This window comes from Halalkalibacter lacteus, assembly GCF_036663595.1.
GTDB classification, from domain to species: Bacteria; Bacillota; Bacilli; order Bacillales; family Bacillaceae_D; genus Halalkalibacter; species Halalkalibacter lacteus.
Genome location: NZ_JAWRVL010000019.1, coordinates 42,177 through 57,355, shown reverse-complemented (window position 1 = coordinate 57,355; position 15,179 = coordinate 42,177). Strand labels below are relative to the sequence as shown.

Sequence of the window (15,179 nt, the reverse complement as noted above, 5' to 3'; positions counted from 1 at the left end):
AAATAACGAGTAATAAGTATAAAGGGGTTAACAACTAGGATGAGATTACGAATCTATTAACCTTTCGTTGTATATACCATTCTATTAATCGTTCAACCCCTTGATAATCTACTTCTTTTTCTTTTGTGAATGGAATGACCATAGTTGTGCAAATTTCGTTAGAAATTACATTGTCCAACTATGAATCTCTCGTTTTGTTTTAATTTCCAAACGCGTGGTCTAATTCCACCGTCTTTAGACGGTATACGCTTTTAGCCTTATACTTCGATGTCCATACTTAAGGTGTGAGGTGAAAGTATGGACGGATATAAGAAGAATAGTCATGCAGTTTTTGACATCAAGTTTCATGTAATCTGGGTTACAAAATATAGATATAAGGTGTTACGTGGTCCGATTGCCGTAAGAACGCGAGAATTAATCAGGCAAGGATGCGAAGCAAGAGGCATCACAATCTTGCAAGGAAGTGTTGGAAAAGATCACATCCACTTATTGCTATCATGTCCACCGAGTCTTGCTCCAAGTAAAATCATGCAGTACCTAAAAGGGAGATCATCAAGGCTTCTCCAGTATCAATTTCCCGAATTGAAAAAAATATTGGGGCCAGCACTTATGGGAAAGGGGCTATTTTTGTGCCACAGTAGGAACAGTAGATGAAGAGACAATAAGAAATTATATTGCAAACCAATTCAATGAAGAAAAGAACGACATATTCACGATAGAAGAGTGAGTTTAGTCAAATTTTAGTGTGGTTAAGCATATAGGCCTTTAAGATGACTTCAGTCTTAAGAAACGACTTTAGTCGTAGACATTTTATGTCCAAATCCGCCTGCTTTAGCAGGTGGTCGTTTAATATCCGAACAATTTCGGTAAAAATGTTGAGACTGCCGGTACATATGTAACGATTCCGAGCACTACCAACATTACAAGAATCATTGGAATAATTTCCTTCATAATTTTATTTAATGCAATACCAGATATTCCAGAAACCACAAATAATAACATTCCGAATGGCGGTGTCGATAGCCCAATCATCATGTTTAATACAATTAGGACTCCAAAATGAACAGGATCAACCCCCATTTCCTGAACTAATGGTAATACTACTGGGATAAATACCAAAGTCATGATCATCGTATCTATAAACATACCCATTATTAGGAAAAATAGATTTATAATCAACAAGAAAATAATTACGTTATCTGTAAAACCAAGGATTAAACCTGAAATCATTGCTGGCACTTGTTCGTAAGCAAATATATAAGAAAAACAAAATGCGGCCCCGGCTATTAATCCAATACTACCAGATGTTTTTGCAGTATCAGCAAGTACTTCAACTAGCTGTTTAAATCCAAAGGAGCGATATACAAAAAGAGAAATTAGAATTGCATATAATACCGCCACCGCTCCTGCTTCAGTAGGTGTCATAATGCCACTGTAAATACCCAATAAAATAATGACAGGGGTAAACAATGCAGGTATAGCTCTAAATGAATAAATTAAAAACTCTTTCATTTTAGGCCGATCTCCTGCTGGGTAATTTCTTACTCTAGCAATGACTACAATATAAACCATAAGTGCTACCCCAATTAGTAGCCCTGGTATGATTCCCGCTAGAAATAATGCACCAATTGAAGCACCAGATAACATCGCATAGATTACTAATGGGATACTCGGAGGGAATATTGGACCAATCGTGGATGAAGCAGCCGTTATCGCAGCACTAAATCCATCATCATACCCTTTTTTCCTCATGGCTTCTATTTCCATTTTCCCAAGGCCAGCTGCATCTGCAATGGCAGACCCAGTCATACCAGAGAATATACAAGAAGCTACTACATTAACATGTCCCAACCCACCCTTGTATCTTCCTACTAATGAATTTGCAAAAGTAAATATTCGGTCCGTCACCATGCCTGAGTTCATAACGTTTGCAGCTAAAATAAATAGTGGAACTACTAAAATAACATAGGAGCTTTCTAAATTTGTTAGCATTATTTCTGATACTTGGCTGACATCTCGACCATTTGCTAAAAAGTAGAAGACAGAGCTAATGATCATTCCTATAGATACAGGCATTTTAAGAATAAAACTCACTATAAAGATAACTATAGTTACTATAAATATTCCATCCATATAACTACCCTCCTACTCTACGTGATTCCCTTTAAACTGATTAATGATATTACTAATATCTTTTATCATTTGGGTTACAGAATATATGACTAAGGAAATAATTAATATTAAAAATGGGGCATAAGCAAAGTTCATCGGAATTCTTAACACATGAGAATTTTGTGTGGACAGAAAATCAAGATATTCATAAACTGGAACGATTAAGAACGTTAACAATATAATTAACAGGATATTTACTACAATTCTAGAATATCGTTTCCATTTATCGTTAAACAAATCATAGATCACACCAAAGTCTACGTGATCGGAAGTTCTTTTCGCATAAGAAGACCCAAGTAAGACTGTCCATATAAATGCTATTGTTGTGACTTCATATGTCCATGTAACGGGGTCTTTCAATATATATCTGCTAAATATTTGAATAATGAAAGCGATAAGCATAATCGATAGAGTAATAGTTGGAATATACACTTCTATTAAATTACGAAGGAAATTCGCACTACTTTTAAGGTTTCTCATCTAGATCTTGATACCTCCTTTTATGACTGGGAAGCCTTTTTAAAAAAGGCTTCCCAATAACATAAATTACTCAGCCATTTCTTTTATTCGATCAAATAAATCCATGTCCCACGTTGAAGACATTTCTTCGCTATCTAAATACTGTTGTTGAACATGCTCACTAAATGCTTGAACATCTGGTTCAATAATCTCTAGACCTTCTCCTTTAAGAAAGTCAATAACTTCTTGTTCAGCTGTTAAGTTCGTTTGATCTACGAATTCTCTAGCTTCTTCAACTGCTTCCATCATTTTACCCTGTAATTCCTCTCCCATTTCCACCCATACATCTTCATTAATTGTAGGCCAAACGGAAGCCACGATATGATTCGTTAAGGAAACATAATCCGTTACTTCATAAAAAGAAGCATTTTTAACAGTGGGAAGTGGATTATCTTGAGCATCAACTGTCCCTGTATTTAAGGCCATATATAGTTCAGAAAAGTCAACAGGAGTAGCAGTAGCACCCATTGCCTTGCCTACAAACAACCAAGTTGGACTTCCTGGCATTCTTAGAGTAACACCTTTCATATCTTCCGGAGTTCTTATTTCTTTCCCAATATCCCGATAGTTAATATGTCTTGCACCAAGATAAAATGCACCTAATGGACGAATACCCAACTCCTCAGCAATTTGATCAAATACATCTTCACCAATTTCACCATTTAATACACTTGTCATATGATCGTAATCCTCATACAAGTAAGCAGATGTAAACATGGAGAGAAATGATAACTCCTCAGCCAACCATTCGGCACCCGTATAAGCCATTTCCAGATGACCTCTCCTAAGAGCATTGCTTTCATTTTCCTGAGTATATAAAGAACCTGAATGGTGTATATTCACAGTAACTTGACCATCGGTCTTTTCTTCTATAGAATTTTTAAGTACATATAGTCCTTCTGTATGTGCATCATTAGGGACACTAGCTGTAGAAAAATTCAACTCAAAGGTTTTATCTTCAGGTTCAGCCTCCACCTCATTATTACTGTTGTCATTGTTTTCTTCCGTTTCGTTTTTGGCATTTGTTGATGATTCAGATGATCCCCCACTACAACCTGCTAGAACTATGCAGAAAGTAAGTAATAGTGCTAAAAACAGAAACATTTTTTTGCTTTTTAACATTTAAATCTCCCCTTTTCAATTTTAATTTCTTGAAAATATTATTGCTCCTTACAACATTGAAAAATATATTCTTTAGAATATTGTTTTGATAAGGCATGTAATTGCTGTAATTCTAACTTGTAATTTAACGTTAAATTAGCTTTATTCTGAACACGACTATTATAGTTAATGTTCACACCATCTAAATGAATATAGTACTTCGCATTTGTTGGATACATTTGCTGTTCAAACACAGACGCCACTCCTAGAAAGTCTTGAAGTTTTCTAGCCTTTTCGGGTTCATCAGACCAATGTTTCATTAGCCATACATATAGGTCAGGGTGAAAATTAGCCATTATCCCGCTATAGCCCGCAACACCCAACTTAAGAGATTCCAATAGTGTCGTCGAATTCGCGTTGTAAATTTTAAGATCTGTTTGTTGAACAGCGTTTAGTTTTTCCTTGATCTTTTCAATATTACAGCTAGTCTCCTTAATAAAATGAAAGCGATTCGTAGAAGCTACCCATTTTAACGTATCAGCAGGTATTAAACGATGATAAGGAGATGGACATTCATATAAACCAAATTCTATATCCGGTACTTGACTAAGAACATATTCTAGATTTTGCTTCCATACTGTTTCTGATTCAGCTTGATGAGCCAAACGATTAGCTAATAATACGACAGTAGTGACCCCTGTTTGAGACATTGCCTTTATTTCTTCTACTTGACCAGTTAATGAATCAGAAAAGTTACCTCCAGCAATGACAGGAACGTTTCCATTTACTTTCTTGCAGATAAACTCTGCTAATTGCACTCTTTCCTTCACCGATAATTGAAAGGATTCACTAGATTGACAAACCGCAAATAATCCATCGACTCCTCTTTCTAAATACCATTTAATTAAATTTTCAACACCAGCATAATCAATTTCATTTGTCTCTGTAAATGGAGTGATTAATGTGGGCCACACACCATTAGGAATTAATTTCGACATCATATCTCTCCTCTATTATTACTACAATGATTGCTTCACGATATTTTCTCCGCCTCGAGTACCTGTATATGTCTTCTTTTGATCAACCAGCCAATTCATTAGTTGAAACAATAGCTCTGTTTTTCTACTTATCACCTTCATTTCAATATTGTTAAATATAATGTATGCGCTTTCAAAATAAATAAAAAACTAAGGTCATCTGTGAAAAGAACTTTGAATGAAGAAAAGGATCCAAGCAAAAACTCTTGTCTTTCTTATTATGGTATTCCGTGTTATAATCCATATATATGAACTTAATGTATATATATGGATTATAATTTACATGTTAACTTCATTTGAATAATCTGTCAATTGTTATTTTCAAATTTTTCTATAAATGAAATTTAATATTCTTGAATATAAAACAAAACAAAAATTTAACTGAAAAGGTGAATTATTATGAATAATACGTTGTCTAAAGCAATTATGATGTTAGAGCTACTCTCAGAAAACCCTAATATTAGTAGCGCTGAAATTTCTGAAAAAATGAATATCCCTAGAAGTAGTACACATCTCATTTTAAAAACCCTTCACCATTATCAACTGGTGAAGAGGGATAATTTAACAAAAAAATTCACTTTAGGTATTAAACTTATTGAGCTAGGCAATCTAGCACAATTAGAATTAGATCTTTGTCGGATTGCTAGTCCATATTTAAAAGGATTAAATGAACTCACTAATGAAACAATACACCTTGGTATAATTAGTAAAGATGCTGTTATGTATGTTGATTGTATTGAGTCACAACAACGACTTCGAACCCACTCAGTTATTGGGGTTCAAGCCCCTCTGCATTGTACAGGGGTAGGAAAAGCTATGATGGCCTTTCTTCCCGAGCAAGAAATTGACCGAATTATAAATAAAAAGGGACTACAGAAAAAAACGGCCCAGACCATTACAACGCGTGAGCTTATGTTAAAAGAATTGGCTAGCATTCGACATAGAGGATATTCTATTGACAATATGGAACATGAGGAAAATATAGTTTGTGTTGCTACACCTGTTAGGAATTCTAATGGGGAGGCTTTTGCATCCATAAGTATTTCTGGTCCTGCCTTTAGGCTCCCTGAAGAAAGATTGAATGGGGAACTAGCGGAAACAATTAAAAATACTGCAAAAGAAATTTCTGCTAAAATGGGATATAGAGGTTAACAGAGATACCTTCTGTAAGTCGTACAATAGACTGTTCTTCCTTTCCAATCAGTCTGTTGTGCTTCCGCCTAAGAGGAAGAAATTTTAATTTTTTTGATATGATAAAAGAAACTATCATCAGTGTTTTTCAGTTTTTATTACTCTGAAAAGGCTTCACAATATGCTCAACAACCATCTTGACGAATGATGCCATCTCGCTTATAAGTATCGAAAAAAACCATATCACCTGGCTGAAAGCTCCTGTTCAAAAAGGGGTGTTGAACGAATTGCGGCAACAATAGAGGCAACCATACTAGCAATTACTCTCTTTGCAAAATCACAGGAAAGTAACAAAAACTCACATTCGAAAATGTAAAGAATATCGAACATTTTAAAAAGAGCCAGTGGATATTATACATTATCCACTGGCTCGAAATTCAAGTTTATTTAAGTCTGTGATCACACCCGAAATCGTGTTTCATTCATTACTAATCATTATTTACTTCATAAAGTGCATCTTTTAACGTCTGAATTAGAAAGGTTAGATCTTCCTCTTCAATAGTTAAAGGCGGAGCTAACGTTAATACGTTATTATAGCCCGCAACAGTAGCCCCATTCTTCCCAATAATAACTCCCTTTTGTTTACATGAAGCAATCACTTGATTTACAATGCTTACATCAATTGGGACCTCCGTTTCTTTATCGGCTACAAGTTCTATTCCAATAAGTAGACCTTTGCCGCCACGTACGTCACCAACAAAAGGGTGGTTTTGTAAAAAGTTTCTCCTAAGATCCAGCCCATCTTCTTTTGGTGTTAAGGAAGTATCTTTTAACCTCCATTCAACATGTACCTTGTTACTCGTTTCTTCCTTAAAATTGTTAAATAAAGCATCCAATGAATTAGTCCAAAGAAACTTTTGTTCCATAGGAGAGTTCCTAAGCTTAAAGATGGCATGTCTTACATCTTCATGAACATGTTTTACTGTTTTTTTGACATTTTGAAATAAGTCGAAATTCTTCAGGTGACTTTCATTTTTCTCCAATTTATTAATCTTAACAGACAATAGAAAAAGCGACTGAGCAATACTATCATGTAACTCACGCTACTGTTTAATAAGTAAGTAACGGGTAGCTTTTCTTAAGTTGCGAATAGCTACAAGCTGATTTTCGATCCGTATGCCAATAGATCATAACCCCATGTCTCTTATAACGAGGATGCCACTCGGTGAGAAGGTTTTGATCATAAGATCCAAAGTGGGAAACCGTTCAACATCGACTCCTTCTCAGTTTATTGGGATTAGGAACGAATACCGGCTTAAAGGCTGTCTTTAATAATCTTCCTAATTGTTGAAGAGCTAACAATCGGATATAGGGTATCTTGAATGATTCCATCTGGATGATCAACCATGGCTTTTAATAAGTTGACAATATGTTGAATCTTCCCCTGAACTCTTTCCAATTCTTCAACTGCTTCTTTGCGGGTTGTATTCTTGGCTTTATTTCCGAACTTGAGAGTAATTTCATCTAAAAGATCAGCTAAATAGTCGATAACTTCAGCTTGGCGATGCCAAAATAAGGTGGCAAGTAGGGTATAGCGAATGTGGGTTGGATGTGCACGTAATTCCGTTACTGTCTCAGTAGCTGCACGAAGTCGATATTTCTTTATTAATTTTGGAGTCATATGATGAAACAAATGATCAGGAATTTGAAGGTGTCGTATAGCTAACAGTTTTTTGACTTCCGTTTCCATCGTTTTTACACTTGGTTTACGAGGAGAAGTTAATAGTTGACGAAAAGTTAAAATATCGTTTACTTCTTTTTCTTTATCTTCTTTAGATTCTTCATCAGATTGGGATTCAAGTAAGGCATCTAATCGAGCAAATGTCTTAGCAGATAATAGCTGATATGTTGTTTGATACAAGTTCTTTTCAAAAGTATCAATGGCAGAGTCAATCAATCGATTCAAGCTCCCAATAGAAGGAGGTTCAACTTTCCATTTACGAAAGAGACTGTATGCTTGATTTTTTAAATAGTATGTATCATGTGTAAACTGAACTTGTTCTTCTAACCATTGTCCAAAACGCTCATTATCTGTAAGTGTAAGTTCTTGGAAACTAAAAAAACCCCTTATATTTTTTCGATGTCGAGTATAAGTCTTTTCTTTTCCATCCCAACTATATTCGTCAAATCGATCAGGCGAAGTGCCTAATTGTTTAGCTATGTATTCGATCATTGTTTTAGGAATATCTTGTTTCTTACTCGGAAATTTAGCTTCCTGTTGGAAATATTTTAGTAACACAGCAAAGCCCAAACGATTCACTTCTGTTTTATTCCCCATAGATAAATGTAGTTCATTTGGCATTAACATAAAGTTTGCTAAAATCTCGTCTTCAGTCCAATTTTTCTTCATTGGTTCTCCCTCTTTTTAAATAGTATAATTTCAAACATAGAGAACCATCAAGATAACTAAGAAATCAGTATAACTTTTTTCCTTTTATTGGGATCTGTGTGACAGACTAGAGCAGCAACCCTGTGACTAGGCGTAATACGATGTATAAACCTAACATTTTTTGTGTAAAGTAAACTTGAAATTCATCAATGGAGGGTTACCAATGATTAAACAAAGAGCTCAAGAAATTGCAACATCACCAGTAATGGCAAATGTCACCTATAATCAAGACCCTGTGTACATTCAATCAGTTAGTGAGGAACATGAAACAGCTAGAATCTTTCCATTATCAAATCCACAGGATGAAAAAGAAGTCAATTTATCTAGTCTGATTGAACACTAACAATCAAAAACGAGTATTTCTTACGGTCTATTGGTATAGAGATATCTTTTTTTTGTCATCCTCTAAAAAAGCAAAAGGCCGCTAGTAGCAGCCTTTTGCTTCATGAATTATCAATCACTTGTGATATTTCCTCATTAGCAAAATGCTCGTTAGCTTTCTCTATCTCCCTATGTTTATCTACTGAGTCACCTGCATAACGATCAACTGTATGAGAAGAGGGTGTTCGATCTAACTCCGTACGCCCCTCCAGCTCACCTGCTGTATTTGCTTTTGTTGGCATAACAAACTGACTTTTACGCTCTTTTTTCATTAGAATCACCTCATATAGTAGGCTTTGTCTAATGTTCATTCAATATTCATCAATAAAAAATTGAAAACGCTCAGGATTCAATTTTCCCAAGCGTTTTTGCATTTAATCCTTCATCCTTCCTTAGAAACGAGCAGATGTTGTATCATCCTTTGCTTCATCCTTAGTTCGTTTAGAATCAATCCTCGCCCACAATGTCACGATCGCTGGCCCTGATGAACCATAACGGTTGTTCCTTTATCAACATAAGCCGGAAGTAATTTTTTGACCGTAATTCCAAGTGCAATCGGAATAATAATAACTTTTATAATGGAAACAAACATGGCGCTTGCATCAACTGGCAACCATCTTTTTATAATTTTTTCATTATTTTACATATGGTAACATTTCTAACTAACTCAACTTTCGCACACTGAAATAGGCAGGTAGACCTTGATGTAGTTAGGTAAGCCTGCAATCCATTGTTGTAGTTGACATTGAATTAACTTTTGAATCTTTTTGTTACTTTCTTTTAGGACATCTTGAAGAAGCTCGATTAGCTGCCCAAGTGCAACAGCCCAATCAAGATCACTGATTTCATCACATAATTCATAGAATAGACCGCCTAATGTTCTTTGGTCTGTGCTACAACGGTTCTGCCAAGAGAGTACAATGTATCTAGTAAACACAATCGTGGTATGACAAATCAAGGAGTCATAAGAACGACCTTGAAACTCCTTTTGTAGCTTTAATAATGACTTTGTTGTTTTGAAAAAGACTTCAATGTCCCAGCGAATTCCATAGATACGAATGATTTCTTGTTCACTTAAACAACAATCTGTACTTAAAATAGCCAACCATTCGCTCTTTTTATTACGATTGCGGACAAAGACAATTTTGACAGGAACCCCATTCGCTTGTGTGGTATGAATCGAACGAAGAATTCCTTCTTACCCTGGATAGGAGTGGCTAAGTGATACAGTTCTTTTAGACCGAACTTCTTTCCTTGGATAAGATAACGTTGCTTTAAGTTTTTCACCATGCCAATGACATCAAGACCTTGATCCTTGATCTCTTTAATAAGCGGCTGATGTGTAAACCAAGTATCCATCAGAACATAAGAGGCTTCAATTCCCGAGTTCATGGCACGCTGGACCATCGATGGAATTTGTTCAGGTGCAGATTGTAATGCTTCGACACGTCGCTTATAACCAGAACTGCGTTTATCAATTTTATCTGATATTCCATTGATGACACTGTTTTTAGAGCTTAATAAAGAAAAGTCTACAGGCATAAATGTTGTACCATCTGACCAACCAAGAGTAAGCATGCGAAAGCCTTTGTAAAAACGCATTTTTTGAGAAGCATGGTCAAAACAACGCGCAAGGAGTTCAACCGATTTACTCCGATTTTTATCATAGGAAGAATCGTCAACAATCAGTACTTTGATACGCTCATGATTCGTAAGTTTACTCACTTTTTCAATCGAGTGTGCGCTTAATAAATGTAGAAATCTTCTCCATGAATAAGTAGAACGGTTTAAGAAACGGTAGACCGCGTCTTTAGCTGGAATATCCGTAGATTTCTTGCTTTCAAGTGTACGAAACCAGTTTTTGTTTTCAAAGATCAAACAAAAAATGAGTTGAAATAAATAAGCACAGGTAAAGCCAAAAGATTTGGTAATTCCAGCTTTCCTAAGATGTTTCAAAACTTTTAGTTCTTTAAATGTAGATTTTAATTCATTTGGTAGTTGCTTAGTTTGGTCATTATTCGCTATCATATAGAGGACACCTCTTCTGTATGGAATGTTTGATTCTCGACAAATCAACTATACCAAACGGATGGGTGTTTTTTATGCAAATTTTTCGTGTCAATGAAAGTATTTCAATGACGTCAGCAACTACTGTTGGTTGAGCTTATTGAACTTTTTTTGGTGCGAAAGTTGAGTAACTAATATAGAAAATCCTTTTTTAGCTCCGCATATGTAAAGAGGCTGCCTCACGAAGGTTTTCTCTTTAACTTCACGTCTTGTCCGTGTTTTTACAGAATAACCTTTCGTTAAACAGCCTCTTGCTATATTTCTTTATTTAACTTTAATATTATGACCTTCAACAGATACGTTGATGGAATCTACTTTTTCTTTATTGTTTATGATCAATGTTGTAATTTGATCTTCGATATGTTCTTGAATAGCACGGCGTAATGGACATGCACCGAATGCTTGGTGGTACCCCAGTTCAGCAAGCTTTTCTTTTGCCTCTACTGTTATTTCCATTGATAAACCTTGTTCTTTTAACGTACTTCGTAAATCTTCAAGCATAATATCGATAATCTTGATTAAATCAGCTTTTTCTAAATAATTGAACTCAATAATCGAATCAATGCGGTTTAGAAATTCAGGTTTAAAGTAATCTCTTAAACTTTCAAGAACACCCTGTGTAGCAAGTACACTTTCACCTTCTGTTTCATTAAAACCGATTGCAGCTAATTTGCTCTCATTCACGCCTGCATTTGATGTCATGATAATAACCGTTTCATTGAAGTTTACTACTCTTCCTTGGTTATCGGTTAAGCGTCCATCTTCCATAATTTGCAGGAACATATTTAAGACATCAGGATGTGCTTTTTCGACCTCATCTAAAAGAATAATTGAGTACGGATTTCTGCGTACTTGCTCAGTTAATTGGCCAGCTTCGTCGTGACCTACATATCCAGGAGGGGACCCAATTAGTTTCGAAACTGAGTGCTTTTCCATGTATTCACTCATATCAAGACGAATCATGGAATCCTTGCTTCCGAATAATTCTGCTGCAAGTGTTTTTGTTAACTCTGTTTTCCCTGTTCCTGTTGAACCAACAAATAGGAAGGAAGCCGTTGGACGCGCTTTTGGTTTTAGTCCTACACGAGCACGTAGGATTGCTTTTGCAACTTTTTCAATCGCTTTTTCTTGTCCTATCACTTTGTTCGCTAAATTAGACTGTAAATTTTTCATTTTTGATTGCTCTGACTTTTGTAGTTTCTTAACAGGAATACCTGAACTTTTCTCTATAATATCTTGGATGTGTTCAATGGTTACTTCTGTTACAGGCTCTACTACTTCGGTAGCTAACTTATTCTTAATGCTCACTTCTTCATCACGTAGCTTTGCAGCTTTTTCATAATCCTCCTGCTTAGTCGCTTTATTTTTTTCGCGAATAAGGTCATCTAGACGTTTTTGTAATTTCCTTTTGTCTGTGATACCTTGTGTTAAATTTAATTTCGATCCAGCTTCATCAAGTAAGTCGATTGCTTTATCTGGTAAAAATCGACCTTGAATGTACCGATCTGATAACGTTACACAGGCTTTTAACACTTCATCAGAGTATTTTACATTGTGGTAGTATTCATAAATAGGGCGAATTCCTTTTAGAATTTCAAAAGCTTCATCCGTTGTTGGCTCTTTAACATGAACTGATTGGAAGCGACGCTCTAGTGCTGGATCCTTTTCAATCATTCGGTACTCTTTTAATGTTGTCGCACCGATTATTTGTAATTCTCCTCTTGCCAAAGCGGGTTTTAAAATATTCCCTGCATCCATAGATCCTTCAGAAGTACCACCAGCCCCAACCATCATATGAAGTTCATCAATAAAAAGAATAACATCTTGACGTTGCCCTAGTTCTCTAACAAGTTGTTGCATTTTTTCCTCAAATTGTCCTCTATAGCTTGTACCAGCAACAAGTGAATTAATGTCTAAAACATACACTTCCTTATTAAGAAGCTTAGTAGGAACTTCGCCTTTTACAATCTTTAGTGCGAATCCTTCAGCGATTGCTGTTTTACCAACCCCTGCTTCACCAATTAGAACGGGATTATTCTTTGAACGGCGATTTAATACTTCAATTACACGATCAATTTCCTTTTCTCGGCCAATCACAGCATCAATACGACCTTGTCTAGCCTCTTTAGATAAGTTACGGCCATGTTTATCAAGGAATCCATCCCCACCTTGATTAGGAGTTGCTTCTTTTACTTGTTGTATAAATTCGTTAGTCACGTTATGTGTATTGGCTTGTAACAACTCTTTAAAAAAGTCGTCAAAATGCAATGATGACATTCTATATCCATTTTGTGTTTGAGCGTAACAATCTGAACACAACGTAATCTGTTTTTTAGACTGATTGATCATAATATTCATTTTTACATTCGCTTGTTTACTTTGACATTTTTCACATAAAATCACGGTTATACCTCCTCTTGAATTTGACCAATTTTGACCTTTTGTATAAAAGAAAAAGCCATTAAAGGCTGTAATATATCGTGGAGCTATTTCTATTACATTTGACCTTCTTTGACTTTTCAACTGGAAAATTTATTGCATCTTGCTAATTAAGGTTCTTAGCTATAACTACTAAAAAGAGTTGTCTTGTAAAACAACTCTTTTCTTACTTATAACAGTTCCAATTCGGCTTCAATAAAATTCATCAAGTCTTTGACCATTGTTTCCGAGAAATCAAAACGAATACTAGCAGCTTCATATACTTCAGGTAATGATTTTGACGATCCAAGGGCGAGAGCTTGCTTATAGTATTCAAGTGCTCGCTTTGGGTTTTCTCGATATTGTTTGTACATTTGAACAGCACCTAGTTGAGCAATAACGTACTCAATATAGTAAAACGGTACTTCGAATATGTGAAGAATTCTAAGCCAAGAAGCTTGCTGCCATTTTTCAAAACCGCTCCAGTCAACAACTCCTGAATCTAACTCGATCATAAGTTCTTGATATTTCTCATTACGTTCAGATGCAGTATGATTAGGGTTTTCATACATCCAATGCTGAAATTGATCAATAATCATCCCTTGAGGAAGAAAATCGATAATTCCTTTCAATTGTTCTTTCTTCGCTCGTTTAAAATCCTGTTCATTTTCATAAAACAAATTCCATTGGTCCATTGTCAGAAGTTCCATTGACATGCTTGCTAATTCAGCTGATTCCATTGGTGTTTCTCTGTAATCACGAATAGGTTGACAACTCATAAGGTTATTATGAATGCAATGTCCCATTTCATGTAGCAATGTAATCATATCATCGTGTGTTTTAGATGCATTCATAAAAATAAATGAAAGTTCGGATAATGGCAGCGGAGAACAAAATCCTCCTGGAGATTTTCCTTTCCTGCTGTTTAAATCAAGCATACCTCTTTCATTCATTGTTGTTAAAAGCTCAGCAAACCTGCGATCTAAGTTATGTAAAATAGTAGTCGAATGTTTAATAAGCTCATTTGTGTTTGAGAAAGGCTGTAGTGGCTTTTGACCTTTAAGAACCGCTTGTCGATCCCAAGGTTGGTACCTCTCAACTTCTAATTCTAACATGTGTTCTTTCTGTAATTTTTCTTTTAATGGTTTTACATACTTACGAATTGAATCTGCAAGCTCCCTACAATCCCGAGGTGTATAGTCAAAACGCTCATATTTCTTAAACATATAATCACGATAATTAACAAGTCCTGCGTTTTTTGCTTTTTGATGACGTATAACGATTAATTCATTCATAATTTGTTGAAGGATGGATTCTTTAGAGAGGATTGCATCTGAGATTAATGTAAAAGCTTTTTTCCTCGTTTCACGATCAGGATCTTGTATGTACGGCGCTAATTCGCTTAATGTTAGCTCTTTTTCCTCCCAATGAACCGTCAATGCCCCGATAAGCTCAAAGTAATTTGTCGCATAGCTATCTTCTTTTACTTCAAGATCAATATTTTCTAATCGGAATATTTCTTTAGCATTTTTTTTACTTTTAATTAATTGTTTGTAAAAGGAAGGGGGGAATTGGTCTCTCACTTTCAACTCTAAGAATTTCTCATCGAAAAATGAGACATATTTTTTAAAAAGAGGGTCAATAACACTCTGATCGTGTTCAAACGTTTTTTTTGCTTCGTTTGAATTATTTTGACATTGAAAATCGATATAATGTCCAGACATTGCTTCTTCTATTGCATCAAAAAGTTCTGATTGTTGTTTCAACCATGCTTCTAACTCATTAACTGTATCAATTGATTGATTTAATAATGTCTTGAGAGCTTTTTCAAGAACTTCTGGTTCTTGAAAATTAAACGTTTCAATATAAAACTTAGACATCTTACAACCTCCTCTACATATAAG

At 35.4% G+C, this 15,179-nt stretch carries 10 protein-coding genes and 6 pseudogenes; 3 read left to right on the top strand and 13 right to left on the bottom strand.

What is annotated here, in order from left to right; translation table 11 throughout:
* Window positions 1-297: 297 nt before the first annotated feature.
* Window positions 298-727: pseudogene (gene tnpA, locus SAZ04_RS14350) on the top strand (IS200/IS605 family transposase).
* Window positions 728-846: 119 nt separating this feature from the next.
* Here tnpA and SAZ04_RS14345 read toward each other — a convergent pair.
* The 4 genes from SAZ04_RS14345 to SAZ04_RS14330 form a co-directional block, all read right to left on the bottom strand.
* Window positions 847-2,133, bottom strand: a complete 1,287-nt coding sequence (locus SAZ04_RS14345; protein ID WP_332696264.1) for a TRAP transporter large permease — start codon at window positions 2,131-2,133, stop codon at window positions 847-849.
* Window positions 2,134-2,145: 12 nt separating this feature from the next.
* On the bottom strand, window positions 2,146-2,652 hold the full coding sequence (locus SAZ04_RS14340) for a TRAP transporter small permease (protein ID WP_332696262.1): 507 nt from the start codon (window positions 2,650-2,652) through the stop codon (window positions 2,146-2,148).
* Between the two features lie 66 nt (window positions 2,653-2,718).
* Complete coding sequence (locus tag SAZ04_RS14335) at window positions 2,719-3,813, bottom strand: sialic acid TRAP transporter substrate-binding protein SiaP (RefSeq protein WP_332696260.1); 1,095 nt, start codon at window positions 3,811-3,813, stop codon at window positions 2,719-2,721.
* Window positions 3,814-3,851: 38 nt separating this feature from the next.
* Entirely contained in the window at window positions 3,852-4,793 is a 942-nt protein-coding gene (locus SAZ04_RS14330; RefSeq protein WP_332696258.1) for a dihydrodipicolinate synthase family protein, read from the bottom strand.
* A gap of 435 nt (window positions 4,794-5,228) precedes the next feature.
* Here SAZ04_RS14330 and SAZ04_RS14325 point away from each other — a divergent pair, with 435 nt between their 5' ends.
* Window positions 5,229-5,981, top strand: coding sequence for an IclR family transcriptional regulator (locus SAZ04_RS14325; protein WP_332696256.1), 753 nt, complete (start codon window positions 5,229-5,231; stop codon window positions 5,979-5,981).
* 467 nt (window positions 5,982-6,448) lie between these two features.
* Here SAZ04_RS14325 and SAZ04_RS14320 read toward each other — a convergent pair.
* The 4 pseudogenes from SAZ04_RS14320 to SAZ04_RS14315 form a co-directional block, all read right to left on the bottom strand.
* Window positions 6,449-6,745: pseudogene (locus SAZ04_RS14320) on the bottom strand (aminotransferase class III-fold pyridoxal phosphate-dependent enzyme); the annotation flags it as partial.
* Window positions 6,746-6,904: 159 nt separating this feature from the next.
* Window positions 6,905-7,051, bottom strand: a pseudogene (locus SAZ04_RS23495) (sensor histidine kinase); the annotation flags it as partial.
* A 43-nt stretch (window positions 7,052-7,094) separates the two neighbouring features.
* Window positions 7,095-7,214: pseudogene (locus SAZ04_RS23490) on the bottom strand (Tn3 family transposase); the annotation flags it as partial.
* Window positions 7,215-7,284: 70 nt separating this feature from the next.
* A pseudogene (locus tag SAZ04_RS14315) lies at window positions 7,285-8,370 on the bottom strand (DUF4158 domain-containing protein); the annotation flags it as partial.
* A 202-nt stretch (window positions 8,371-8,572) separates the two neighbouring features.
* Between SAZ04_RS14315 and SAZ04_RS14310 the strand changes: the two are divergent.
* The gene (locus SAZ04_RS14310) at window positions 8,573-8,752 is read left to right on the top strand and encodes an H-type small acid-soluble spore protein (protein WP_332696252.1); all 180 of its coding nucleotides are present in this window, start codon (window positions 8,573-8,575) and stop codon (window positions 8,750-8,752) included.
* Window positions 8,753-8,852: 100 nt separating this feature from the next.
* Here SAZ04_RS14310 and SAZ04_RS14305 read toward each other — a convergent pair whose 3' ends face one another.
* The 5 genes and pseudogenes from SAZ04_RS14305 to SAZ04_RS14285 form a co-directional block, all read right to left on the bottom strand.
* Window positions 8,853-9,062: a hypothetical protein gene (locus tag SAZ04_RS14305; protein ID WP_332696250.1), complete on the bottom strand. Its 210-nt coding sequence runs from the start codon at window positions 9,060-9,062 to the stop codon at window positions 8,853-8,855.
* 194 nt (window positions 9,063-9,256) lie between these two features.
* Window positions 9,257-9,382, bottom strand: coding sequence for a hypothetical protein (locus tag SAZ04_RS14300; protein ID WP_332696248.1), 126 nt, complete (start codon window positions 9,380-9,382; stop codon window positions 9,257-9,259).
* A 75-nt stretch (window positions 9,383-9,457) separates the two neighbouring features.
* Window positions 9,458-10,818 (bottom strand): annotated as a pseudogene (locus SAZ04_RS14295) (IS4 family transposase).
* 303 nt (window positions 10,819-11,121) lie between these two features.
* Window positions 11,122-13,257 carry an ATP-dependent Clp protease ATP-binding subunit gene (locus SAZ04_RS14290; RefSeq protein ID WP_332696304.1) on the bottom strand — a complete coding sequence of 712 codons (2,136 nt, stop codon included), beginning with the start codon at window positions 13,255-13,257 and terminating at the stop codon, window positions 11,122-11,124.
* A gap of 209 nt (window positions 13,258-13,466) precedes the next feature.
* Entirely contained in the window at window positions 13,467-15,155 is a 1,689-nt protein-coding gene (locus tag SAZ04_RS14285; RefSeq protein WP_332696246.1) for a M3 family oligoendopeptidase, read from the bottom strand.
* Window positions 15,156-15,179 lie beyond the last annotated feature (24 nt).

Bases quoted from the DNA above. Each gene is read 5' to 3' on its own strand.
- SAZ04_RS14345 (WP_332696264.1), bottom strand. From the start codon at position 2,133: ATGGATGGAATATTTATAGTAACTATAGTTATCTTTATAGTGAGTTTT.
- SAZ04_RS14325 (WP_332696256.1), top strand. From the start codon at position 5,229: ATGAATAATACGTTGTCTAAAGCAATTATGATGTTAGAGCTACTCTCA.
- SAZ04_RS14330 (WP_332696258.1), bottom strand. From the start codon at position 4,793: ATGATGTCGAAATTAATTCCTAATGGTGTGTGGCCCACATTAATCACT.
- SAZ04_RS14340 (WP_332696262.1), bottom strand. From the start codon at position 2,652: ATGAGAAACCTTAAAAGTAGTGCGAATTTCCTTCGTAATTTAATAGAA.
- SAZ04_RS14300 (WP_332696248.1), bottom strand. From the start codon at position 9,382: ATGTTTGTTTCCATTATAAAAGTTATTATTATTCCGATTGCACTTGGA.
- SAZ04_RS14285 (WP_332696246.1), bottom strand. From the start codon at position 15,155: ATGTCTAAGTTTTATATTGAAACGTTTAATTTTCAAGAACCAGAAGTT.
- SAZ04_RS14335 (WP_332696260.1), bottom strand. From the start codon at position 3,813: ATGTTAAAAAGCAAAAAAATGTTTCTGTTTTTAGCACTATTACTTACT.
- SAZ04_RS14305 (WP_332696250.1), bottom strand. From the start codon at position 9,062: ATGAAAAAAGAGCGTAAAAGTCAGTTTGTTATGCCAACAAAAGCAAAT.
- SAZ04_RS14310 (WP_332696252.1), top strand. From the start codon at position 8,573: ATGATTAAACAAAGAGCTCAAGAAATTGCAACATCACCAGTAATGGCA.